Annotated in this window: 21 protein-coding genes, 1 tRNA gene and 2 pseudogenes; 11 read left to right on the plus strand and 13 right to left on the minus strand. The window is 64.7% G+C overall.

Going from position 1 to position 22,571, the window contains the following annotated elements; all coding sequences use genetic code 11:
* The first annotated feature begins 126 nt into the window (after window positions 1-126).
* Window positions 127-402 carry a hypothetical protein gene (locus OHA42_RS38260; protein WP_406233294.1) on the plus strand — a complete coding sequence of 92 codons (276 nt, stop codon included), beginning with the start codon at window positions 127-129 and terminating at the stop codon, window positions 400-402.
* 23 nt (window positions 403-425) lie between these two features.
* On the opposite strand, the gene OHA42_RS38265 is transcribed toward OHA42_RS38260, so the two are convergent.
* The 4 genes and pseudogenes from OHA42_RS38265 to OHA42_RS38280 all read right to left on the minus strand — a co-directional run.
* Window positions 426-986 carry a substrate-binding domain-containing protein gene (locus OHA42_RS38265; protein WP_406233296.1) on the minus strand — a complete coding sequence of 187 codons (561 nt, stop codon included), beginning with the start codon at window positions 984-986 and terminating at the stop codon, window positions 426-428.
* 161 nt (window positions 987-1,147) lie between these two features.
* Window positions 1,148-1,630: a hypothetical protein gene (locus OHA42_RS38270; RefSeq protein WP_406233298.1), complete on the minus strand. Its 483-nt coding sequence runs from the start codon at window positions 1,628-1,630 to the stop codon at window positions 1,148-1,150.
* 221 nt (window positions 1,631-1,851) lie between these two features.
* Window positions 1,852-3,588 (minus strand): hypothetical protein, encoded by a 1,737-nt coding sequence (locus tag OHA42_RS38275; RefSeq protein WP_406239933.1) that lies wholly within the window; start codon window positions 3,586-3,588, stop codon window positions 1,852-1,854.
* Window positions 3,589-3,801: 213 nt separating this feature from the next.
* Window positions 3,802-4,800: pseudogene (locus tag OHA42_RS38280) on the minus strand (M48 family metalloprotease); the annotation flags it as partial.
* A 617-nt stretch (window positions 4,801-5,417) separates the two neighbouring features.
* Here OHA42_RS38280 and OHA42_RS38285 point away from each other — a divergent pair.
* Window positions 5,418-5,900, plus strand: a complete 483-nt coding sequence (locus tag OHA42_RS38285; protein WP_406233300.1) for a hypothetical protein — start codon at window positions 5,418-5,420, stop codon at window positions 5,898-5,900.
* 9 nt (window positions 5,901-5,909) lie between these two features.
* Here OHA42_RS38285 and OHA42_RS38290 read toward each other — a convergent pair whose 3' ends face one another.
* A complete protein-coding gene (locus tag OHA42_RS38290; RefSeq protein WP_406233301.1) occupies window positions 5,910-6,434 on the minus strand; it encodes a CAP family protein in 525 nt (174 codons plus the stop codon).
* 419 nt (window positions 6,435-6,853) lie between these two features.
* Here OHA42_RS38290 and OHA42_RS38295 point away from each other — a divergent pair, with 419 nt between their 5' ends.
* Window positions 6,854-7,189: a hypothetical protein gene (locus OHA42_RS38295; RefSeq protein WP_406233303.1), complete on the plus strand. Its 336-nt coding sequence runs from the start codon at window positions 6,854-6,856 to the stop codon at window positions 7,187-7,189.
* Window positions 7,190-7,416: 227 nt separating this feature from the next.
* Window positions 7,417-7,902, plus strand: coding sequence for a recombinase family protein (locus OHA42_RS38300; RefSeq protein WP_406233305.1), 486 nt, complete (start codon window positions 7,417-7,419; stop codon window positions 7,900-7,902).
* Here the strand turns inward: OHA42_RS38300 and OHA42_RS38305 are convergent.
* Complete coding sequence (locus OHA42_RS38305) at window positions 7,788-10,220, minus strand: arylsulfatase (protein WP_406233307.1); 2,433 nt, start codon at window positions 10,218-10,220, stop codon at window positions 7,788-7,790. The genes OHA42_RS38300 and OHA42_RS38305 overlap by 115 nt on opposite strands.
* A 696-nt stretch (window positions 10,221-10,916) precedes the next feature.
* Between OHA42_RS38305 and OHA42_RS38310 the strand changes: the two are divergent.
* Window positions 10,917-11,081 (plus strand): annotated as a pseudogene (locus OHA42_RS38310) (IS3 family transposase); the annotation flags it as partial.
* A gap of 55 nt (window positions 11,082-11,136) precedes the next feature.
* Here OHA42_RS38310 and OHA42_RS38315 read toward each other — a convergent pair.
* Entirely contained in the window at window positions 11,137-11,727 is a 591-nt protein-coding gene (locus OHA42_RS38315; RefSeq protein ID WP_406233308.1) for a hypothetical protein, read from the minus strand.
* 79 nt (window positions 11,728-11,806) lie between these two features.
* Complete coding sequence (locus OHA42_RS38320) at window positions 11,807-13,747, minus strand: potassium transporter Kup (RefSeq protein ID WP_406233310.1); 1,941 nt, start codon at window positions 13,745-13,747, stop codon at window positions 11,807-11,809.
* Between the two features lie 173 nt (window positions 13,748-13,920).
* Here OHA42_RS38320 and OHA42_RS38325 point away from each other — a divergent pair, with 173 nt between their 5' ends.
* Together OHA42_RS38325 and OHA42_RS38330 are read left to right on the plus strand one after the other, a co-directional pair.
* Window positions 13,921-14,223: a putative quinol monooxygenase gene (locus OHA42_RS38325; RefSeq protein ID WP_406233312.1), complete on the plus strand. Its 303-nt coding sequence runs from the start codon at window positions 13,921-13,923 to the stop codon at window positions 14,221-14,223.
* A gap of 319 nt (window positions 14,224-14,542) precedes the next feature.
* Window positions 14,543-15,241 (plus strand): hypothetical protein, encoded by a 699-nt coding sequence (locus OHA42_RS38330; protein WP_406233313.1) that lies wholly within the window; start codon window positions 14,543-14,545, stop codon window positions 15,239-15,241.
* 238 nt (window positions 15,242-15,479) lie between these two features.
* Here the strand turns inward: OHA42_RS38330 and OHA42_RS38335 are convergent.
* From OHA42_RS38335 to OHA42_RS38355, 5 genes are all read right to left on the minus strand, one after another.
* Window positions 15,480-15,552, minus strand: a tRNA-Ala gene (locus OHA42_RS38335).
* An 86-nt stretch (window positions 15,553-15,638) separates the two neighbouring features.
* Entirely contained in the window at window positions 15,639-16,832 is a 1,194-nt protein-coding gene (gene glpR / locus OHA42_RS38340) for a gephyrin-like molybdotransferase receptor GlpR (protein ID WP_406233315.1), read from the minus strand.
* A gap of 287 nt (window positions 16,833-17,119) precedes the next feature.
* On the minus strand, window positions 17,120-17,770 hold the full coding sequence (locus OHA42_RS38345) for a GNAT family N-acetyltransferase (RefSeq protein WP_406233317.1): 651 nt from the start codon (window positions 17,768-17,770) through the stop codon (window positions 17,120-17,122).
* Between the two features lie 12 nt (window positions 17,771-17,782).
* Window positions 17,783-19,042: a gephyrin-like molybdotransferase Glp gene (gene glp, locus OHA42_RS38350; RefSeq protein WP_328406291.1), complete on the minus strand. Its 1,260-nt coding sequence runs from the start codon at window positions 19,040-19,042 to the stop codon at window positions 17,783-17,785.
* Between the two features lie 207 nt (window positions 19,043-19,249).
* The gene (locus tag OHA42_RS38355; RefSeq protein WP_406233318.1) at window positions 19,250-20,218 is read right to left on the minus strand and encodes a UTP--glucose-1-phosphate uridylyltransferase; all 969 of its coding nucleotides are present in this window, start codon (window positions 20,216-20,218) and stop codon (window positions 19,250-19,252) included.
* A gap of 111 nt (window positions 20,219-20,329) precedes the next feature.
* Here OHA42_RS38355 and OHA42_RS38360 point away from each other — a divergent pair, with 111 nt between their 5' ends.
* The 4 genes from OHA42_RS38360 (at window position 20,330) to mscL (ending at window position 22,542) form a co-directional block, all read left to right on the plus strand.
* A complete protein-coding gene (locus OHA42_RS38360; protein WP_406239884.1) occupies window positions 20,330-20,920 on the plus strand; it encodes a 5-formyltetrahydrofolate cyclo-ligase in 591 nt (196 codons plus the stop codon).
* Window positions 20,921-20,989: 69 nt separating this feature from the next.
* The gene (locus tag OHA42_RS38365) at window positions 20,990-21,283 is read left to right on the plus strand and encodes an FmdB family zinc ribbon protein (RefSeq protein WP_406233320.1); all 294 of its coding nucleotides are present in this window, start codon (window positions 20,990-20,992) and stop codon (window positions 21,281-21,283) included.
* A 79-nt stretch (window positions 21,284-21,362) separates the two neighbouring features.
* A complete protein-coding gene (locus OHA42_RS38370; RefSeq protein WP_406233322.1) occupies window positions 21,363-22,031 on the plus strand; it encodes an SAF domain-containing protein in 669 nt (222 codons plus the stop codon).
* Between the two features lie 106 nt (window positions 22,032-22,137).
* Window positions 22,138-22,542, plus strand: a complete 405-nt coding sequence (gene mscL / locus OHA42_RS38375) for a large conductance mechanosensitive channel protein MscL (RefSeq protein ID WP_406239885.1) — start codon at window positions 22,138-22,140, stop codon at window positions 22,540-22,542.
* Window positions 22,543-22,571 lie beyond the last annotated feature (29 nt).

Raw genomic sequence — 22,571 nt, forward strand, 5'->3', positions numbered from 1 at the left:
CTCGAACCATGTGCTTCCTCAGACCTAGAGCCAAGGCCGCCAGTAACTTTCGGCCGGGTAGTAGTAGCGCGCCGCTCGCCGATGCAAGCGCATCACCTCAGATTATGACCGCTCAGGGTCTTCCTGGTGCCTGTTCGAGCCCCGACCGAGGACACGCCCACCGCGTCGCCCGACGCGGGCATGCACCTACTCGGCGGTTTCCTCCGTGGGTTGCTGCGCAGCCGACCTCGGCAACCGCGCCACCCCGGTATCCAGATCTATGTCGAACCGAGGACGATGCGGCTGGCCGTCACTGTCCTCGCTGCCCTCATCGGTCAGCTTCTGTCCCGGGAACAACTCGCCCATAACGCCCATAACCCCACGATAGTCGCGGCGAAATCCCGCACTGCGACACCGGTGTGACCGGGCCGTTCTGCTGGTTGCGCTCACAACGCCATCGGACCGAGCTCGCGAATCACGTCGGCCAGCGCACGAACCTGTACGTTGTCGGCATCCGATCGCCACACCAGGCCCCAGCGCAGCTGCGGTGCGTCGCGGATCGGCCGGTCGACGACATCGGGACGAACGCCCGTCGAATAGCGGCGGAAGTGCTCGGCCAAGGTATTGATAACGCCGTCGTGGCTGACCGCCGCCAGCATTTCCTCCATGTTGGCCACCGGCACAATTTTTCCCACCGATCGCCCCTTCGGCGTGTAGAAGGGCAGATACGCGTCCTCCCAATAGTCGGGCACGGTTACTCCGCCCGTGATGGTCGGATAGTTGCCCAAGTCCTCCATCGACACCGAATCACGTTCGGTCAGAGCGTGTTCGACCGACATGATCATTCGTTGCCCCTCGGTGAACACCGTGGGTCCGACGGTGATATCCGGCTCCTCTACCGGCAGCCAGGTGACGAGCGCGTCGATATCCCGGTTCCGTAGCGGTTCGAACGGACCGGACCAACCGTTGTGCCGAATCCGCAGGCCCCACTGTGGAAATCGAGTCACCTCAGCTCACGAACCACCGCTGATCGTTGTGGCCCGTGAGCGGATAAGTCTGCCCGACTTCTCCGCTCACGGGCCATGCTAAATAAGCCTTCACACCTCGGCACTTCCGGTGGTTCATGTGGAACGGTCACCAGCGACACCGGTGTGGGGTGGGCCCCGAGTCAGAGGGCGAGAGTTATCAGGGTCTTCACAATCATCAAGATGGCTACGAAGCCGAACAATCCGAGACCGATGACCCAGACCTGGAACACGAGCCTCAGGTGTATCAGGTTGTCTACCCAGCCGGCGTCGGGATCCACGATGTACTGCGACCGGAATGCCGCACCATGCGCGCCCCAAGCGCCCGCGCCCAGTTCCTGCTGCTCGAATTGCTCCAACCATTGAGCATCCCGGCTTTCGGAGCGATGGTGGCTAGCCATGAGCATGATCGAAATGACCGACACATTCAGCGCGAGAAAACCGGCGAGGATCTGCGGAAAAGGGTCGATGCTCTGGCTCAGCGCGACGCTGAACAAGAAAGCTTGGGCGGTCATACTGACGGCGGGCACCTGCCAGAGCAGGTTCTCGTATTGAAGACGCCGGTCCGCCACAGCTTGGTACAGCGCCTCGGGATTGGGCAGGTGCTGAGAAGGAGGATTGGCCACGACGGCACTGTCTCATAGAGAAGAACCGCCCGCCATTACCGCCACGGTGCTCGCACGAGGCCGGTCGCAGCTCATGGGCACCGGAGGTACATGCGCCAGGTGGCGTCCCGACCACTGCCTCGACGGCTGAACGACCGGGCTTGTGTGCAGACCAGTGCACGGCCGGTTCCCGGCGTTGTCGCGGGTGGAGCTGGGGCGTTCTTCCGCCTGCGCTTCATTACTCACGATTGCCGAAGTCCTGCAGCGACGTCTTCGGTTATCCGTGCGAGTACGGCGGCGAAGGAGGAACGTGCTCGAAATAGCGCCGGCAGTGACAGCGCGAGAGGATCAGATGGGTCACCTTGACGGTCTGGCTGGCCGACGCCGCCCATGTCGTCGATTGCTTTCAGACAGTCTTTGCTGGCGCCATGAGCCTGGGACAGGAACGACTGCCAGAGTTTCTGAGCGTCCGGATCCGGGACGCGGAAAAGCCGGTCGGCATCGTCGGCACCCTGCCCGAGCTTGGTACAGGCGATCTGAAGGAGTCCCACGTCGACGGTGACAGCGTCATCGGTTTCAACGATCGCGGCGGGGAGGTCGTTGTCGAAGATTTCGACATTACGTTTGAGCAGTTCGTTGCCTCCCCGCTCGCCCCACGCACCGACCTGCAAAGCACGCGTGATGATCGATACAGGTTCGGAACGACCATCGATATCGGGGTCGCTCGCGGTCGGCGGTCTTTGATCGAGTGATGCAATTCGTTGGGTAGTGCCGAATAGTGCGACCGCGATCACAGCGCTGGAGACCATCATGATTCCAACGCGCTGCCTGGGACCTGTCGTGGCGGCGGGAGTGCGAGGCACCGACAATGGCTCGGGTTTTCGGGTGGCTTGCGATCGCTGTCGAATGCCGCGCACCAGGGCGGCCAGTCCGACGGCCACCCCAGCGAGCAGGGCTACCAGCAATGCCGCTGCAGGGACGAAGTGGAAGAACGGTTGCGTGAGGCGGGGACGGAATCCGCAGGTCCGTGTGGTGATCGCAAGCCCCCGGATGCAGCCATCCGTCGATGTCAGCGCAAGGATCCCGGCGGTTCCGATCAGCACAGTGGTGTATCCGGCGACGATCGCGATGATAAGAGAGAATCGCGTCGAGTACCCGAGCGTGACGGCCACAGCAGTGGCGGCACCCATCACGACGGTGATCAGCAGCCACCAACTGTCGACCCATTCGAAACCGGTCTGCTGTGTCCCGCCGGAATCAGGCCGCCAACGATGCATATATGCCTGAACGGCAAGCACTGACAACCAGCAAACCAGTGTGCCGATCAGCGCAGGCCACAGCACCGCACGCAACGAGGGTAGAGGGATCGCCGCTCGGGTATCCGTACCTGTCCTGGCCAGCGTGGAGTCGATCCACTCAGGCACCACCGTCGTGCGCCGAATTGCGCACGCCCATAAGGGAATCGCCCATAATGCTGTGATCGCGAGCGGTATCGATGCGATAGAACCGATGAACGCTGTGTGACGGAACGTGAGATCGGTCGCGGTTTGTTCCACGACATGATCGGACAGTTCGAAGCCCCAACGTTGCCACAGGTGCACACCGGACAGCACACCCTGGCCCAAAACGGTTCGGTGGCTGCCCCAGCCTACGAACCACACGGCCAAGCCGAGCCCCGCCGGGATCAAGGCCAGCGCCAGCACCGGCCGGATGCTACGACCCCGCCAGACCCGCGACCACAGCAGTGAGCTTTCAACTGTCCAGGCGCCGAACAGGATACCGGTGATGACGGGGATGAGCAGAACCCATGGGTGAGGTGGTATCCACGCCTGTACCGAGAGCGTCCCGGATATCACATCACTCACGGCGAGCCCCAATCCCAGCCAAAGCCCGGCAAGCCAGCCCGACGGGATCCGGCCATCAGTGAGGTCTGCATAGATCACAGCCCGGCACAGGGCAATCCCAGCCACCGCGGTCACGAGGACCGCGACTCCAGTCGCCACCCAAAAGTCAACCGCGGGTAGCGCTCCCATTCGTTGGTTGAACTGGTCGCTCTGGGTGGCGATGAGCATCGCTATTGCGCCGGTCAGAAACAGCGGCAGCGCTCGGACACCGAACAGCTGCGCCGGGTCCTGCAGTCCGGCTCGGCGCAGGTCCCAGCGGGGGTGCGTCCGCCACAGTTCAGCGAATGCCCTCAGCGCCGCGCGCACACGGCTGGTGACGGGAGCAGGGGTTGGTATCACCCAGCCGCGCGGATCGGCACCCCACCGCACAGCGGCGCGGTCGGCGCAGATCTCCCGATGGCGGAGCAGGTCGGCGCGCGCCAGATAGATCAACAGGGTAAGAAAGGCCGCCAGCGCCAGATTGCGGGTATCGACAGTCAGTTCCGTGGACGGTCCGATGGTGTGGGGTCGCGTGAGCAGCTTCAGCGCCGCAACAACGACTGAGGCGGTGTAGGGCAGCAGGAGCAACGCGAGGAAGACCCGCCACAGCACAACCGTCAGGTACGTCGCTGTGACGTCCCGGTTGTGGATATGCGCAAGCTCGTGCAGTACCACGGCGCGGAAACGGTTCTCTGCATTGTCTCTCGAGGCAACCAGTCCACCGTCCAGGCATACCGTCGGTGCTGCTGTGCGACCGAACACGACCGCACCCGACGACAATGCGGTGCGGTCAACCACGAACCTCGGCGTACGAGCCAGCCCAGCACGCTCGACCAGGCCCTGCAACCGGTGCTGCAGGTCCCCGTCCGGGTCGAACACTTCGAGCCCGACGATCTTGCTTCGACGCAACTTCCATACCGGTAGCCATAGGAACATCCCTGCAGCGCACACGAATTCCACTGCCATCCATGCCACCGGCAACCACCAGGGCGGCGGCGGCTCATACCGACCTATGCACTGGTTCAGCTTGTCCATCTGATCCCACATCTTCAGGACGTTCGCGCCCACGTCCTGGTCGGGGTCGGCGCCGGCAGCAAGCTGGCAGAGCCAGGACCCTCCTCCCGCCAGATCGGCGGAAAGTGATGCAGCCATTGCAGTTGTCGCCGTCAACAGCAACACGACCAGCAGCACGAACCGTATCGTGGTTCCAGTCCCGATCGCTTGATCGTCAACCCGTGCTCGCAGGTCCGTCGCCGCTGTCATGGGCACATGCCTTCGGAACACCCCACCCGCCCCGAACAGCCGCATCGGGTGGTGGGAGGAATCTGCGCGATGGTCGGCGCCTCGCGAGATACCCTCCGGGGAAGCGCTTTTCGATGCCGGTTCCGCAGCTGAGTCACGCCCATTGCACAGTCACCCAGCAAGTCAGGAACCGGTTCCGTAATGTGCTGTTCACTGCGCGCTGTACCACGTATACACCGCGAGTGCCTGGCGCCCGCTAGAGGTGCTCGTCCCCGAGGCATGTGTACCGCGGTGATCTCGGCAGCGCACCCTGGCCGAGGCATTCAAGTGAAATCCGCTCTGTCCAACGAAGTCGACGTCTGCCCTACGCATATCCCCGCCCCCAGAGTGATTGGCTCGCCGTCAACGATAGAGGATGGGCGTGATCGATGGACCGATCTCGGGAACCCTCACCGCGGCAAAGGTTGTCGCCCCACACGGTCGTCCTGCCCCGTCGACGAGCGTCGAACCTCCAGCGGGCGATGAACTTCCAGCTGCACGCGGTCGGCGGGCACGACACACGGTGTGGCCGTATTCTTTACTCAGAGTGAACCGGTGAACTCTCTGGGGGTGTTGTGTACAGCGACAGTTCGGGTCCTGACGCCAAAAGTGTCGCAGTCCCGGCGGTTACGGTCCGCTCCGTCGTGCGCGACGTGATCATGGCGGTAGCGCCTGGGGAGATACCGCTCGTGGAGGCAATGGCCACCCTGGACGACTCGGCTGTGATCCAACGACTGAATCGACGTCGAGGCCGACGCGACCCCCTGGGATTCGGAGTCGCGGAGGTCGCGGCCCTAGCGACACCGGTGGTGTGGCTCGCGGTCGACCAAGCGGCGAAACAGTTGGGCGACGCGGCCGGTGACGAGGTGTCGAAAGGGGCGAAAGCGCTCGTGCGCAGGTTGTTCCGCCGGCCCGCTGGCCCGGTCGAAGTACCGGCCCTGACCAGAGAGCAGATCACCTCAGTCCGACGACACGTACTCGAGCTTGCGGCGCAACATGGATTGGACGTCGAGAAGGCGACCGCATTGGCCGATGCAGTCGCAGTACGTTTGGCGGCTGTGGATGGGCAGGCGGCACCAGATCCTGATCCGGACTTGGACCAGGGCGCGGAAAATAACGCTCAGTGACCGCTTGGCCTACCCGCGCTGCACGTTCTCCCGGAAGTACTGGTTGTTGTTGCCCATCATGTTGCCGGCCGGGTTGTACTGGGCGACGACGTATTGCCCACCTCTTCCGCCAGTGTTGCAGGCGACCCCGACCCCGAGCTTCGTGCTGGCCTTCCAGACCACTTGTGTGAAATGCCCGGTCTGGCTGGAGAACCCGGTCGGTGTGTCGAAGTTGTAGTCCTTGATCTCGTCGTACCACGCTTTCGTCGCCGAGGAGCCGGTGTGCCGGTCGCCCCATATAGCAGCGAGGTTCTCGCCGTTGCCCGAACCCTTCGAGTGCTCGAAAATCTGGGTGTCGGCCAGATGATCGGCCCACTTCTGGGCCGAAGCCGACACCGCCGGATCCAGCACCATTTTCGGCGAGCCGTGTTTTGCCCGGTACTGGTTGTGGGCGTTGAGCATGTCCTGGGCGAACGACGCCCCGCCACACGTGGAGTCCACTCCGGCGGTGGCCTCACCCGCCCCGCCGAGGGCGGCAGCCATCAGCACAGCCACACAAGCCGACAAAAACCGTCCACGACGCATATCAATCTCCCGGGTGAGTAGGCGAGACGAGCAGGAAGCCAACGACGAAAGCAGAGGCCCCACCGGTGGATCCGCCATTCGGCAAGGGCGCTGAGATATTCGGCGATCAACCTACCGTGCTGCTGGCGGGACCGCCGAGGCATCGCCGCCCTGGTGAAGGGCGGCCGGGGGGCGATTTCCACGCGCACCCGCGCAGCCATCAAGGGTCGGCCAGTTCCTCGCGCCAGTAACCCAAGTCGGTCAGCAGTGTGTCCAGGCGTACCAGCACATCAGGGCGCAATTGCGATATCGGTGTGTCCAGCTTCGCAGTGCACATCGGTTCTCCAGGAAAGGGAATGCGTTAGAACTGAGTTCACCACGAGATTTCGCAGCAGGCAGGAACTCAGAACATGACCTCGACAAACAAGCTGGCCGCCGTTCTTGCAGCCGCGGCTGTCTCCGTGGTGGCGTTCACTGGCGCCGCGCACGGCCAGCCGGAAGCAGCGGTTACCAGACATGAAGGTGTGGCGGGCTGTATCCAGTGGTGGTGGACCGAGGACGGCACTTCGACGACCACAACAACCATCCATTGGCACAACCTGTGCCCGACTACGCAGCGTCTGATGGTCTCGTGGCGGAACAATCGGACGAATATGGATCCCGATGACGTGACCTACGGAATTCCGGGCGATCATGAGGGCTCCGACACGTGGCCGGGCATTCCGGTCGCCTTCAAGCAACTATGAGACACATCCAACCGCCCGCCCACGGTCGGATCTAGCAACGATGCCGGTAAGGATCATGCCGGTGTAGTGGTTGTCGTAAATCGTTCGGTTCTCCGACACCTCACCGCTACTGATCGCTGCGAACCGCAGTTCATGGTCACCCACTTCGGCCACATATCGATAAAACGTGTCGAAAAGTGTTGATATCCAACAATTCTTGTCGCCCCTTTCTCCTACAGTCCCATGGGTTGGCCACCGCGACCTGCGATCTCGACATCCCTGCACCGCTCACCCCCGACGGCGACAGGCTCGACCCGGTCGGCGGAGCAGGCGCGCTGATCAGCTACGGCCGCGTCTCCACCAAGGACCAGAACCTGGATCGTCAGATCCAGGCGCTCACCGCCGCGGGGTGTCAGCGGATCTTCACCGACAAGAAGTCGGGAAAGAATGCCGAGCGTGTCACGAGGGTTCTCTTCGGACCCCGCGACCAGGCGATACGCCACATCCGTTGTTTTGCGCCGTTACTACCGGACCCCCAGCACCTGCCGGGCTCGGCTCGCGATGCCGAACCCGCTGCGGATGAGACCTGTGCCGACTGCTCGGCGGCAAAGCCGACGCCCTATTGCCGGGCCATGTGCATGCGCATCTCGCTTTGGATGTCGGTGATCAGCTCCCCGGAGAGGTCGACGGTGACGGAGTGCAGCGTGCCGGTGAACCGGGAAGGCGGTTCGTAGTCAGGTGCCACCGCCGAGCCCGAGTTGGCGCCGCAGGTCATCCCGCCGGGGTTGAAGGCGACCGGCGTGGTGACGGGGATTTCGGCCTCGCCGACCAAGCGGTGGTCGATGTAGAGCTGACCGCGGCCCGGTGTGCCTTTGCCGTGCGCGAGGTCGGGCTCGCCGGTGGGTTCGAATTCGAAGCGCAGCTCGTGGCGGCCTTCGGGAACCGGCTCCATGGAGTAGACACGGTAGATGGCGCGCCGGACATAGTTGTGGGCGTAGTGCAGTCGGCCATCCTTGAGATAGAAGGACCAGCCGCCGACATTGGTGCCCTGGCACAGTAGGACGCCTTCGGCGCCGCCGGGCGGGATCTCGGCATCGGCAGTGATGCTGTGCGGACGATTGATCACCCGGGGCGCCACGGCCGCGGGCAATGCCTCGGTGCCGGGGCGGAGGGTGTAGCTGAGCTGCGCCGGTGTGATCTGGGGCTTCTCCGCCATCAGCCGTTGCATGCCGCTGCTGTCGATGGGCAATACCTGGTACTTTCCCGCCTCGACGTACCACAGTGAGATCATCTCGAGGAGTTTGTCCGGGTGCTCTGCCGCGATGTCGCGGGTCTCGGCGAAGTCCTCCTCGATGTGGTAGAGCTCCCAGTGGTGGGCGTCCAACTCGCCCAGATCCGCGGCGGTGATGGGGGTGCCGAAGAGTTTGCCCGATTCGGTGAAGGAGGGGCCCGGCCAGGGGCACACGGCACGCCATCCGCAGTGGTCGATCGCGCGGTGGCCCATCATCTCGAAGTACTGCGTGTGGTGCCGGGTCGGCGCGGCCGGGTCGTCGAAGGTGTGCGCGAAGCTGACACCGTGGAGGGGCGACTGGGGCACGCCTTTGATAGTGGCCGGGGGTTCGATTCCGAGCGCGTCGAGGACGGTGGGGACCATGTCGACCAGGTGCGCGTACTGAGTGCGTACCCCACCCCGCGCCATGATGCCCCGCGGCCAGTGAACCAGGAACGGGTCACTGACACCACCGCGGTAGGTCTCACGCTTCCACCGACGGAAGGGCGTGTCGCCCGCCCAGGTCCAACCCCACGGGTAGTGGTTGAACGTGGTAGGGCTGCCGAGTTCGTCGATCGCTCGGAGGCTGTCCTCGATCGGTTCGGGGGCGTTGTTGAAGAACTGCAGCTCATTGGTGGTCCCGGTGACTCCGCCCTCGGCGCTGGCGCCGTTGTCGGAGACGACCATGATCAGCGTGTTGTCGAACTCGCCGATCTCCTTCAGGAAGTCCAGCAGCCGCCCGATGTGATGGTCGGTGTGCGAGAGGAATCCGGCAAAGACCTCCATCATCCGCGCGGCCAGGCGGCGCACATCTGGCTGCATCGAGTTCCACTCCGGCACATCCGGGTCGTGACGGGAGAGCTGCGCGTCCGGTGGCATGATGCCCCGTTGCTTCTGCCGGTCGAAGGTGAATTCGCGGTAGGCCTCCCAGCCGTCGTCGAAGCGGCCCTGGTAACGGTCCGCCCACTCCTTAGGCACATGGTGTGGGGCATGCGTCGCCCCGGTGCAGAGGTTCAAGAAGAACGGCTTATCCGGAGCAACCTGCTTCGCGCTGGAGATGAAGGAGATCGCCTTGTCGACCAGATCCGCGGTCAGGTGGTAGCCCTCCTCCGGGGTGGCGGGCGGTTCGACCTGGTGGTTGTCGTGGATCAGATCCGGGTACCACTGGCTGGTGTCGCCGCCGAGGAAGCCGTAGAACCGCTCGAAACCACGGCCGAGCGGCCAGCGCTCGTACGGGCCTGCTGCCGATTCCTGGTCCGACGGCACCAGGTGCCATTTGCCGACCATGTAGGTGTTGTATCCGTGTTGCAGCAGCATCTCGGAGAGGAACCCGTTCTCGAACGGAATGTTGCCGTTATAGCCCGGATATCCCGTGGCTACTTCTGTAATGCTCGCCATCGCGTTGGCATGGTGATTGCGTCCGGTCATGATGCACGAACGCGATGGCGAACACAGCGCTGTCGTATGCATGTTGTTGTACAGCAATCCGCCCTTGGCCAGGGCGTCCAAATGCGGCGTGGCTATCGGACTGCCGTAACAACCGAGCTGTCCGAACCCGGTGTCATCGAGCACGATGAACAGCACGTTCGGCGCACCCAGTACAGGCCGCACCGGTTGCGGCCAAGCGGGACTCGACACATCGGCCGTCCGACCGATGACTCCAGGAAAAGCAGTTCCCGGCCTGTATTCCTTCGGTGACATCTCCTCGATCCTCCGTCCCGCCGACCGGCATACATCCGGCCGATCGGCGCGTAGGTTCTTGCCGATGTTGCCCGCGGTCACGCCGTGAGACTGGTCGCCGCCAGCCCTTTCCGAACAGCAATGTGCGCAGTCCCGCGTCCTCGACGAGGTAGCTCAGCGCTGTGACTTGCCGGCTTCTTGCTCTGGAGCACGTGCGGCGAACTTACGGAAACGGCGCTGAGGGAACACCGACGCTCCAACGGGAAATCTGGAAAGCGCACCCCTTACCGACGGGTGGGGTCGCTTCGTGAGCCGTCACCGTCGATGGCTCCGCACATGTCAAAGGAAGACAAGGCCACAACAAAACAACCTGGGAGAACCAACGCCACCCATGCATCCAATATTGTTTCTTTTTGACCCACTCAATACTGCGACGGCGCAATGAAATAGTAACCGACCGGTAGCTTGACAGCCAGTGAAGAAGGGAACGCCCTTGTCCCGCCCGAGCCGAGAACGCTTCCTGCACAGGGCCGGGAGGACCGGCCGCGAAAGGCTGAAGTGAAGTCCTCGGTTTGAGGCCTGCCTTCTTGATCGGGAAGTAGGCATGATGCCGAGCAGGTACGACGCGAAGGCGAAGGCGGTTCGTCTGGCTCGCGAGCACCGAGACGGTTACGCCTCGGAGTAGGCGCGATCACCACTCGCGAGCCGGTGAAGGTGCCCCGAGACGTTGCGGAAGTGGGATCGCCGAGCCGCGGTCGATGAGGGCGATTCCGAGGATGTCGCCACGGCGGCGGCGAGTTCGTGATCGATGCCTACGCCGGGAGAATTCTCGCTGGGATCTGCTCGACATCCAAGCACACCAGCTTCGTCGAATCCGCGATCCGGCAAGCGGCGGCGGCACGGATAAGCGAAGGTGATCTACTGTCCAGCAACATAATTCACCACTCGTACGCCGGTTCTCAGGGCAGAACACATGGCCCGGTCGTTGCGGACCGGGCTTTCCGTGGGCCCGAGCCGGTCACACGCAGTACTGACAGGTTCCGCTGGCGGGAAGCTCGATGAAGCACTGGGCGCACACCGCCGCGCGGGTCGGCTGCGGCTTGACCTCGGCCTGACCCGCGGTGCTCGGCGAACGGCGGCTCGCCACCTTGGGAGTGAGCGGGGGGACGCCTTCGTCGGCCGGCATTTCGGCCCCGTGGTGGAGGTAGCACTGCCAACGGGCGTAGGCGGCGTGCAGCTCGAGGTCGTTCGGGATCGGCAATCCGGCGAGTTCCAGCACGTACTTATAGGTGTCGCCGACGGTGTGGTTCTGCTGCACGCAGAGCGCGGTGAGCGGCGGCTCGCCCGCCTTGTGGCAGCGCCGCGCGATCTTTCGCAGGATGGCGTCCATCCAGGTGCGCGTCGGCGCCTCGGTTTGCACGCCGGACGCTTCCTGCACCCGCTCGGCCAGCTCGGCCACCGTGATGAAATGCCCGTACCCGGTAGCGATCTCGGACAGTTCCGCGTGCGCGGCCAAAGCCCATGCCACCGTCGCCTCACGCAATGGCACCGCAGCACCGTCACCCGCTCGCCATGCTCCTGCCACCGTGGGCACCGGATTGCTGATCACCCGACCAAGCTATCGCGAGACCCCACGAACAGAAAAATAGCCCGACCACTTGCGGCCGGATCCCTCGGCCATGGCACACCTACACCTCGACTTGCGAACCCATGATCACTGTCCGCTCGCCCGGCAGGCCGAAGTATTCGGCAGCGTCGGCGGTGATGTAGGACGTGGCGATGAACAGGCGTTTGCGCCAAGGCGCCATCGTGGGCGCCGAGCCTTTCTTCAACTCGATCTTCGACAGGAAGTAGGAGGCGCCATCGACCGATATCGGCCCTTCGGTCCGTGCTGGGTCGAGTAAGCGCAACGCGTGCGGGACATTCGGTGTTTCCATGTAACCGAAGTGCGCGGTCACATGGATGATCCCGTCTTCGCCGTACCCGAGCGCGTCGATCTCGGTGCGCTGCGAATCCGGCACCCGAGGCACCGGCAGCGTGTCGATCGCCAGAATCACCACGTGTTCGTGCAGCACGCGATTGTGCTCGACATTGGCTCGCATCGCCAGCGGCGCGGTCTCTTTGCCTCGGTTGAGAAATACTGCCGTCCCAGCGATCCGCACCAGCGGCGGGTGATAATCCTGCAACTGATCGATGAACGCGCGCAGCGATCCCTCTACCTGTTCCCTTGCCCTGGTGACGATTACGCGCCCACGCGCCCACGTGATCATCACAGTGAACGCCGTGAGACCGATCAACAGTGGCAACCACGCGCCGTGCACGAGTTTTGTGAGGTTCGCCGACAAGAACAGCACATCCACCGCCAACAACGGGATGGCACCGAGCAGAACCAGCCACAGCGGCGTTCCCCACTTGGTGCGAGCGACGTAGAAGAAAAGCAACGTCGTGATGGAGATAGTCGCGGTCACCGCCATGCCGAACGCGAACGCCAATGCCGCCGAGCTACGGAAAGCGAACACCAATGTCAGCACCGACACCATCAGCACCCAGTTGATCCACGGCACATAGATCTGCCCGATCGTGGACTCCGAGGTGTGCGCCACGCGCAGTCTCGGCAGGTATCCGAGCTGAGCCGCCTGCGCGGCCACCGAAAACGCGCCGGTGATCACGGCCTGCGAAGCGATCACGGTTGCCGCGGTCGCCAACAGCACCAGCGGGAACCGCGCCCACCCGGGAGCGAGCAGGAAGAACGGGCTGCTCACCGCGCTTTGATCGCCGAGAAGCAGCGCGCCCTGCCCGAGGTAGCTCAATGCACACGCCGGCAGCACCAGCCCCAGCCAGCCGCGGGTGATCGCCTTCCTCCCGAAATGGCCCATATCGGCATACAGCGCCTCCGCACCAGTAACCGCGAGCACGACCGCCGCCAGCGCGAAGAACGCAATTCCGAAGTGCCCGAACATGAAACCCAGCGCGTAGGTCGGCGACAGTGCCTTCAGGATCTCCGGGTGCCGGGCGATACCGGACACACCCAAAGCACCGATCGTGACGAACCAAAGAATCATCACAGGGCCGAATAGTCGACCGACCGCGGCCGTGCCGTGGCGCTGCACCGAGAACAGCGCAATGATGATCACCACCGTGATCGGAATGATCAGATTCTCGAATCCCGGCTCGACGATCTTCAAACCCTCTACCGCGGACAGCACCGAAATCGCGGGAGTGATCATGCTGTCGCCGAAGAACAATGCGGCACCGAAGATGCCGACCCCGGCCAGCACTGTGGCCGCTTGCCGACCCCGGGTTCCACCCAGGCGGCGCAGCAGCGTGATCAGCGCCATGATCCCGCCCTCACCATCGTTATCGGCGCGCATCACCAGCGAGATATAGGTCAGCGTGACGATGATCATCACCGACCAGAAGATCAGCGACACAACGCCGTACACATTGTCCGTGCTGATCGGCACCGGGTGTGGGTCGGCCGGGTTGAACACCGTCTGGATGGTGTAGATCGGACTGGTCCCGATATCGCCGAATACGACACCGAGAGCACCGACCACGACCGCGCCCCGAACGGTTCCGCCACTACCCGCCGCATGCGAAGACGGGTCGACTCGAGTTTCGGTCTCCATGATGCACTCCTCGTCTGCGGAACAGCACCCTATTGTGTCGTGCCCCGCCACCATGGCACAGCAGCGACGCAGTGAAACGAAGGTGGGTCAAAACGCACGACCGATCCAAGGACCGAGCGAAGTATTGAACGCAGGAGCGCGAGCACCATCCAAATGCTTGCTAGGTTCGGCGCATGTCCGGCACCCTTCGTGCGATTGTTCTGATCACCACCCAGCCCGGGCGCGGAGCCGAACAGATCGCCGCTTTCGCAGCGCTGGCACCTGTGGTTCGCGACGAGCCCGGTTGCTTGCGCTACGACCTGCACTCCGTGAACGGTGATCCGGACGGCTGCGTACTGTTCGAGGAATGGGCGTCGGCGGAGGCACTGCAAAAGCACGACGCCTCGGAGCACATGATCGCAGCTGATGCTGCCAACAAGGCGTTCCGAGCGGGTCCGGCCGAACTGCTTCCGCTCAGCACCGCGCCCGTGGCCTGACACTTGTTGGACGGTCGACCCAGCTGTGCCGCAGCGGCTCGAAAAGTGGACCGAAACCAAAAAGCCCGGCCTGAGCTGGGATTTCTGGTGGACTAGCAGCCCAACCCGATCACCATCAGACAATCGCCCCTAATCCACAACACCCAACTGAGCCGAACGCCGAGTGGCACATGGTTGAGGCGAATCGCCTGGTGGCCCCCTCCACCATGTGGCACTCGGCAACGTCTGGACTCGGTCGAGAGCGGCAACTTCGAAGGGCGATCGATCGGAGATATTCTGGTTTCAGTTTGCTTGTCCCGTCCAAGTGAGGAGGGTCGGCATGTCGGCGTATCCAGACCCGCAGGATCCCCGAGTCCAGGAGGACATTCGAGAAGCGGTGCAGCGGGCACGTGAGTCAGCACTGAACTCGTCCATGTCCGAACAGGACATCACCAATATGGCCGCCGGCTATCTGGGAGTGGCCGCTGCGAGCGCCCCGGGCATCGAGCTCGACATCCAACGTGAAGTGCGTCGCCAGTCCGGCACCGATTGGCCGGTACAAGACCAACGCAGCCGCTACGAGGGGCCACCACCCATCACACCAGCGGAACCCAGCCCCGGTGTGAGTGCCCCGGACCCGGTCTTCGGCGTGCGGGTGGACCATTGGTGCACCGACGAAGAAATCCAGGGCATTCAGGGCTACGCCACCTACGACAACACCATGATGCAGAGCCGCTATGACCCCACCTGCCCGTCAGAGTTCTACGACGGTTACCTCACCGCGCTCGTGGGCCTGATGCAATCCGTGGCACCCCACGACACACTCGACCGCTATCGTTCGGTCGTCGAAACAATCGACGGAACTTTCAAGACCTGGCCCGGCACCCGGGACAGATCCACCGGTGCCGCCCTCGCGTTGACAAACGCCTGGGAGTACGCCAATTCCGGCTCCTCGGTAATACAGATCCTCGCCCACCTACACGGCGAGATAGCCTGCGTCGCCGACTGTTTCCAGATAGCTCGCGCCGACGGCCTGTAATCCGCGCGGGAGCACGCATCCCAGAGATGCACCCACGCTATGCTCGCGACCAGCGCTGGGTGCGGTGACACCTGAGAGTTCCGGGGCGGGAACGAAGTGCGAATGGGCGCCTCGACGAAGAAGCCGACAAGCAGCTTGCATCCACTGGCCGACAAGGAACGCGGCCCGGGGCTTCGCTCCCCACAAAACACCCGGAACTAAAAAGGCGAATGCTCGCCATGAGCATTCGCCTTTTTAGTGGAGCTAAGGGGAATCGAACCCCTGACCTTCTCGATGCGAACGAGACGCGCTACCAACTGCGCTATAGCCCCGTGCGGCTCCGGGGAACCGCGCTGTGACACTGTATCAGTAGCGGGGCTCAGACTCCGAATCGGCCCGTTGACCTGGGCGTATGCGATTACGCGCCGGCTGCCCTTCGCATGTCGCCGGTGCGGTTGCGGACGGCGCGGGCGGTGGCGGCGTCGAAGGTTTCCAGGTGTTCGAACATGGGGTCTTCATCGTCGGCCTCGAGCCGGGCGGAGCGGCGGCGCAGGGCGCGGGCGGTGTCGCGGTCCATGGCCTGCTGCCTGGCCTGCTTCTCGGTGTGGTGCGGGAGGTGCTCGGCCTGCTCGCGGCCGCGGCCGAGGCGCGCGGCCCTGCGGCGGCGGATCTCCTCTTCCATGCGGACCTGCTTGCGCAGGTACGCCAGGTAGGTCACCAGCACGACCGCCGACAAGCCGCAGGCCCACCAGAACAGCGATGCCACCGCGATACCGAGGCCGCCGAACATGACGGCGCTCAGGAGGAGTCCGAGCACGGCGCGCTGACGGAAGGTGTAGCGGGCCGCGCGGGCGATCGCGTCGGCCTCCGGATCGAAGCCACCGCGGCCGCGCCGGGTGGGGACGAAATCCGGGTCGGCCGAATCGGATTCGGTGTCGTCGTCGGTGTCGAGGTACTGTGCGGGCGCAGCCGAGCGCGCCGGGGGGATCCGGGCCGCCGGATCGTCGCGCTCATCGGCCACGAGGTCATCATCGGCCGCCGCACCGGCGTTCGCAGCGATTCCGGCCGCAGCGATGTCGATACTGCCCGATTCGGTATGGAATTCACCGTCGACGCCATCGGATTCGGGCTCGACATCATCGAATTCGGCCTCCGCCGCACCGAGTTCGTTCGCACGATCGTCGAGCTCGTCATCGAGCTCATCGATGTCGGCCTCGGCCTCGGCGATATCGGAATCGGAGTCGGAATCGGATGCAGCAGATCGGGATTCACGAGGGGTGCCGCCCTCGAGCTCCAGTGTTTCGCTTCGAAGAGACTGTTCGTCGTCGATTTCGGTGACGGGCTCGTCGGCCGGTGTTGTCATCCGGTCCTCCGCATCATCACTATGGGGATGCTTTCTCTGCACGCGGGTCGGCCGATAATCGGGATCACTGTCGTGCCCTGCGGCCGGTCCACTTTTCGGGCGCCGCTTGGAATCTCCGCGGTGCAATACACGGGTCGCCAGCGCCGCGTCGGTCGTCTGCCGGATTCTCGGGTGCCGGTCGGCGAGTATCGGAAACAGGACGAAGACCCAGAGAATGACGAGGCCGATCCACAGAATTGAATTCGGCATATCGCCTCAGCACCTCCGTCCCCGCCTGGGTTGTCCGTTCGGCCTTCGACCGGTCGCTCCGCTCCCCATCGCGGTGCGTTCGCTCGCCGCAAAACGCACTCGGACTCCGCGGAAGTCCGGTCGCCGCCAAGCGTTTCGGCGAGTTCGCCGGACGCCTCGCAGGCTCCCTGCCGATGACGCAAGACGCACCACCGACGTCCGTAGGTTAATTCCGCGTCGCAGCGAGATCCGTCAGGCGCGCCGTGCACATCTGCCACACCTGTCACACAAATCGGCAAAAACCACGCTCAGAGCAAGGTGGCGCGGCCGTCGCGGACCAGGCGGTCGACCACTGTTCCGACGACCTCCTCGACGGTGATGCCGACGAGCAGGTGATCGCGCCAGGCTCCATCTACGTCCAGATACCGCTCGAGCAGACCTTCCTGGCGGAATCCGACATTGCGCAGCACAGCCTGGCTCGCCAGGTTCTCCGGGCGGACGGTCGCTTCCACGCGGTGCAGTCCGGCGGGTCCGAAGCAATGGTCGAGGCCGAGGGCGAGGGCCGCGGTTGCGACGCCCTGGCCGCCGAGGTCCTTGGCCACCCAGTAGCCGATCCAGGCCGAGCGCAGTGCACCGCGCACGATATTGCCGATGGTCAGCTGGCCGCTGAAGGTGCCGTCCACCTCGATGACCAACGGAATCATCGCGCCCCGACGGGCTTCCGCCTTCAGGCTCGACCACAGCGACGGCCAGTTCGACGCGTGGTTGCGCGCCTCCCACGCCCCCCGGCCGGTCGGCTCCCACGGCTCCAGGTGCGCCCGATCGCGCAGCCGGATCCGGCTCCACGCCGCGGCGTCGCGCAATCGCACCGGCCGCAACGTCACCTGACCTGCCGCGACGCGCAGCGGTCCGAGATGCGCGGGCCATCCGGGATGCTGCGTGACCCGGAACACGTTCATCGACTCCACGCCTCAGCCGCGCTGTGCGAGAAAAGCGACTCGGACCTCGTCACCGGTGCGGATCTCGGTGTCGTCCGGATCGATCACGATCAGGCTGTTGGCCTCGGCCAGCGTCGCGAGCAGATGCGAGGAGGAGCCCGCGCCGCCGCCGAGCGGTTGGACGAGGTAGTCGCCCGTGGTCTCGTCGCGCATGAGTTGCGCGCGCAGATAGCCTTTGCGCCCGGCCATCGAGGAGATCGGGGTGATGGTCCTGGCCCGGATGATCCGGCGCATCGGATGCCTGCGCCCGAGCGCGATCCGGATCAAGGGACGCACCATCACCTCGAAAACTACTAGTGCGCCAACGGGATTCGAGGGCAGTAGGAAAGTGGGCACCTCGTCGCGGCCGAGCCGCCCGAAGCCCTGGACCGAACCGGGGTGCATGGCGACCCGCGCGATCTCCAACTCGCCGAGACCTTCGAGTGCTTCCCTGACCTGTTCGGACGCCCAGCCGCCGATGGCCCCGGCGATCACCACGACCTCGGAACGAACAAGCTGACCTTCGACCACATCGCGTAGTCGCCGCGGATCTGCGCTCACGATGCCGACCCGATTGACATCGGCGCCCGCGTCACGGGCAGCGGCGGCCAATGCGTAGGAGTTCACGTCGTAGACCTGGCCGGGGCCGGGCGTGCGATCGATGTCGATCAGCTCGCCGCCGACGGAGATCACCGAGAGCCGGGGCCGCGGATGCACGAGCACCTTGTCCTGGCCGACGGCCGCGAGCAGTCCGACCTGCGCCGCACCGATGATGGTTCCCGCGCGCACCGCGACATCGCCCGGCTGCACATCGTCGCCGATGCGCCGCACGTAGTCGCCGGAACGCACCGGCTCGTACACCTTGATCCTGGCCCGGCCACCATCGGTGAAGTCCAGCGGCAGAACGGCATCCGCCAAAGTCGGCAGCGGCGCACCGGTATCGACCCGAACGGTCTGGCGCGGTTGCAGCCTGCTCGGCTGCTTGGAACCGGCGACCACCTCGCCGACTACCGGCAAAGTGAGATCGACCAACTCGCCATCTTCATTGCGGATATCCGAACCGGCGGCGGCCACATCGACACTGCGCACCGCGTAGCCGTCGATGGCGGCCTGATCGAAGCCGGGCAGCGGCCGCTCGGTGACGACGTCCTCGGCACACAGCAGGCCCTGGGCCTCGGAGATCGCGACCCGGACCGGCCGGGGCGCGACCGCCGCGGCGGTCACCTTGATCTGCTGATCCTCAACCGAGCGCATCCAGCCCTTCCTGATCTCTTCGCACCCAACCCGGATTCCGCATCAGCGCAACTGAGTTCGGTGCGCCCGACGGTGTCCGATCGGCGGCGTTCCCGGGGCCCTTCGTGGTCACGCAAGCTGCCGTCTCCGGGCCCGTCGCGCACGCCGCAATGAACCATCATTCGTACCCGACAGTCCACTATCGGCGAAACCCGACGCCCACCCGCGTTAGTCGTACGTTGTCAGCTGCGGATCCCAATCCGAACTCAGCCGATGCTGCAGCCACTCCCGCAAGGCGGGGCCGTATTCCTCTCGTTCCAAAGCGAAATCGACCGCAGCACGAAGATAACCGCCCGGGTTGCCCAAATCGTGGCGCGACCCACGGTGGACCACCACATGGACCGGATGGCCCTCCTCGATGAGCAGCGCAATCGCGTCGGTGAGTTGCAATTCTCCACCCGCGCCCGGCGTGATCCGACGCAGCGCGTCGAAAATCGCGCGGTCCAACAGATATCGGCCCGCGGCCGCGAAGGTGGAGGGCGCGTCGGCGAGAGCAGGCTTTTCCACCATGCCGTTGACGCGCAGCACATTCGGGTTCACCGCATCGGGCACCGGGGCGACATCGAAGACGCCGTACGCGCTGACCTCGTCTTTCGGCACATCGATGGCGCAGAGCACGGTGCCGCCACGCTTGCGGCGCACCCGGCTCATCACGTCGAGCACACCGCACGGCAGCACCAGGTCGTCGGGCAGCAGCACGGCGATGGCGTCCTCGTCGTCATCGAGGACGCGCTCGGCCTGCGCGACCGCGTGACCGAGACCGAGCGGTTCCTCCTGCACGACCGAAGTGACATCGAGCAGACCCGGCGCCTTGCGCACCTTCTCCAACAGATGGAACTTGCCGCGCTCTGCCAGCGTGCTCTCGAGCAACAGGTCCTCGACGAAGTGCGCGACAACGCCGTCTTTACCCGGTGAGGTGACGATCACCAACCGGTCCGCGCCGGAGTCGGCGGCCTCGGCCGCCACCAACTCGATGCCGGGGGTGTCGACGACCGGCAGCAACTCCTTGGGCACCGTCTTGGTCGCAGGCAGGAACCGCGTCCCCAGGCCGGCCGCGGGTACCACGGCCGTGCGGAAACACGACACCACCGCGTCATTCGCGGGCCGTCCGGCCGTCTTATCCGGCACTGCTGTCATACGCCTACCCTATCCATCCGTCACAGCGTCCCAACGCCCGTCGGGCACAGCACCGGAATCGGCCGTCGGGCCGATCCGGGTCCCGGTGAGCTTAAGGTGATCACTGTGGAGATGCCCGGTCAGCGTGACAAACATGCGTGGCGCACCGAAATCAGTGCTCGACGGGCCGCGATGACAATCGCTGACCAGCAGGCAGAGGCGCGTGCGCTGGCCGAGACCGCTGCAAGGCTCGAGCTGCCCGACTGGGTGTGTGCCTATGTGCCGGTGCGCGGGGAACCGGGTTCGACGGCGCTGCTGGATGCCATGCGCGCCGCGGGAGCCAGGGTGCTGCTGCCGGTCACCGGTCCCCTCGGGCCGCTGAGCTGGGCCGAATACACCGGCGTCGAGGGCCTGCGACCCGCGCGGTTCGGACTGCTCGAGCCGTCCGGCGAGGTGCTGCCCACCGCCGCGGTCGGCACGGCCGGACTGATCCTGGTGCCCGCGCTCGCGGTGGACCGCCGCGGTGTCCGGCTCGGACGGGGCGCGGGCTACTACGACCGCACGCTGGCCGCTGCCGATCCGGCCGCGCGCCTGATCGCGGTGGTCCGTGACGACGAGCTGGTCGACCGGCTCCCCGAGGAACCGCACGATCTGCGCATGGGCTGGGCGCTCACACCGCAGGGCGGCCTGCAACAACTCGGTGTGGAACAGGGCACGGAATGAAACGTCGATTAGCGGCGTTGGCAATGTCGGCTGTAGAGTGCCAGATTGACGAACCCTGCGGAGGATCCTGTGCCAACTTATTCGTACGCGTGCACCCAGTGTGACAACCGCTTCGACATCGTTCAGTCCTTCACCGATGAGGCGCTGAGCGTCTGCCCGGAGTGCTCTGGCAAGCTGCGCAAGCTGTTCAATTCGGTCGGCATTGTGTTCAAGGGCAGCGGTTTCTATCGCACCGACAGCCGCGGCGGCGCCTCGACGGCGAGCGAGCCCGCGAAGTCGGACGGTTCGAGCAGCTCGTCAAGTTCGGATTCGAGCTCCTCCAGCAGCACGTCCACGGCCACGAGCACTGCCGTCGCCAGCTGAGTTGTCCCCAGCCTCTCGCTGTCCACAGCTGGCCGTTTCAGCGGCTGAGCAGGTGTGATTGTGGCCATAGGATCCGGCCATGACTCGATCACTCGGCGATCTCGGTCGCGATAGCGCACTGCGTTTCGCGCTGTGGAATCGACCACCATGGGCCGATGGCCTGCTGGTGCGGCGATTGCTGGCGGTCGTTCTCACCGCACTCGCCGCCGCCCTCTTCATCCGAGGCGATCCGGGCGCCGAGCGCACCCGGATCGTGGTCGCGGGCCGCGACCTGCCACCCGGCCATCTCATCCAGGCCGACGACCTACGCTCGGCCGCTCGCGAATCGGGCGCCCTGCCGACGGGTGTCGTCACCGACAGCACCACTCTTGTCGGTGCGACGCTGACGGCGGCCATGCGCACCGGCGAGATATTCACCGATCTGCGCATTGTCGGCCCACGCTTGGCCGCCGTGGCCACAGGTGGGCGCGACGCAAGGATTGTGCCCATCCGCCTGGCCGACACCGCAGTCGCGGAGATCCTGCGCGCCGGTGATCGGGTCGATGTCGTCGGCGCCGAGGAACAGACCGGTTCCGCGGCTCGCCCGGCGCGAACCCTCGCCACCGATGCCGCGGTGGTTCTGGTCTCCGGCCCCGGCGATCGACGCGGCAGCCAGGAACGGATCGTGCTGGTCGCGATGGATGCCGAGCGCGCCACCACGGTCGCGGCAGCCTCGCTGCGGACCGCACTTACCGTTGTCTTCCATTGAGAATGTTCGCCAAGCATTTGCCAAACCTGAACTAGCATCGTCGGACCGGCTGCATAAACCGCCGAGCGTGACTGGAAAGCTCCCATCCGAAGAGGAGATATCGGCAATGCTCAAGGGTTTCAAGGACTTCTTATTCCGCGGAAATGTCATAGACCTGGCCGTAGCCGTGGTGATCGGTACCGCGTTCGTCGCGATCGTCACCGCGTTCACCAATGGCATCATCAATCCGATATTGGCCGTATTCGGTGGCAACGACGAGCTCGGCCTCGGTTTCCGGTTGGCAGCCGACAAGCCGGCGACCTTTGTGCAAGTCGGTCCGATCATCACCGCAGCTCTCAATTTCCTGATCATCGCGACGGTGCTGTACTTCGTGCTCGTGTTGCCCGCCATACACGCCAAGAAGCGCTGGGGTTCCAACGAGACGGAACTCACCGATTCCGACGTGCTGCGCCAGATCCGCGACCTGCTCGCGGAGGGCCGGGACAGCGCAGGCGGCAAGCACGAGTTCTGAACCGAATCCTTGCCGGGACTCGGTCCTGA

Origin of the sequence: Nocardia sp. NBC_01009 (assembly GCF_045208035.1) — a bacterium.
GTDB lineage: Bacteria > Actinomycetota > Actinomycetes > Mycobacteriales > Mycobacteriaceae > Nocardia.

Excerpts from the sequence above, each read along its gene's own strand:
- OHA42_RS38295 (WP_406233303.1), top strand. The coding sequence starts at position 6,854 with ATGACCTCGACAAACAAGCTGGCCGCCGTTCTTGCAGCCGCGGCTGTC.
- OHA42_RS38320 (WP_406233310.1), bottom strand. The coding sequence starts at position 13,747 with ATGGAGACCGAAACTCGAGTCGACCCGTCTTCGCATGCGGCGGGTAGT.
- OHA42_RS38325 (WP_406233312.1), top strand. The coding sequence starts at position 13,921 with ATGTCCGGCACCCTTCGTGCGATTGTTCTGATCACCACCCAGCCCGGG.
- OHA42_RS38330 (WP_406233313.1), top strand. The coding sequence starts at position 14,543 with ATGTCGGCGTATCCAGACCCGCAGGATCCCCGAGTCCAGGAGGACATT.
- glpR (WP_406233315.1), bottom strand. The coding sequence starts at position 16,832 with ATGCCGAATTCAATTCTGTGGATCGGCCTCGTCATTCTCTGGGTCTTC.
- OHA42_RS38345 (WP_406233317.1), bottom strand. The coding sequence starts at position 17,770 with ATGAACGTGTTCCGGGTCACGCAGCATCCCGGATGGCCCGCGCATCTC.
- glp (WP_328406291.1), bottom strand. The coding sequence starts at position 19,042 with ATGCGCTCGGTTGAGGATCAGCAGATCAAGGTGACCGCCGCGGCGGTC.
- OHA42_RS38355 (WP_406233318.1), bottom strand. The coding sequence starts at position 20,218 with ATGACAGCAGTGCCGGATAAGACGGCCGGACGGCCCGCGAATGACGCG.
- OHA42_RS38360 (WP_406239884.1), top strand. The coding sequence starts at position 20,330 with ATGCCCGGTCAGCGTGACAAACATGCGTGGCGCACCGAAATCAGTGCT.
- OHA42_RS38370 (WP_406233322.1), top strand. The coding sequence starts at position 21,363 with ATGACTCGATCACTCGGCGATCTCGGTCGCGATAGCGCACTGCGTTTC.
- mscL (WP_406239885.1), top strand. The coding sequence starts at position 22,138 with ATGCTCAAGGGTTTCAAGGACTTCTTATTCCGCGGAAATGTCATAGAC.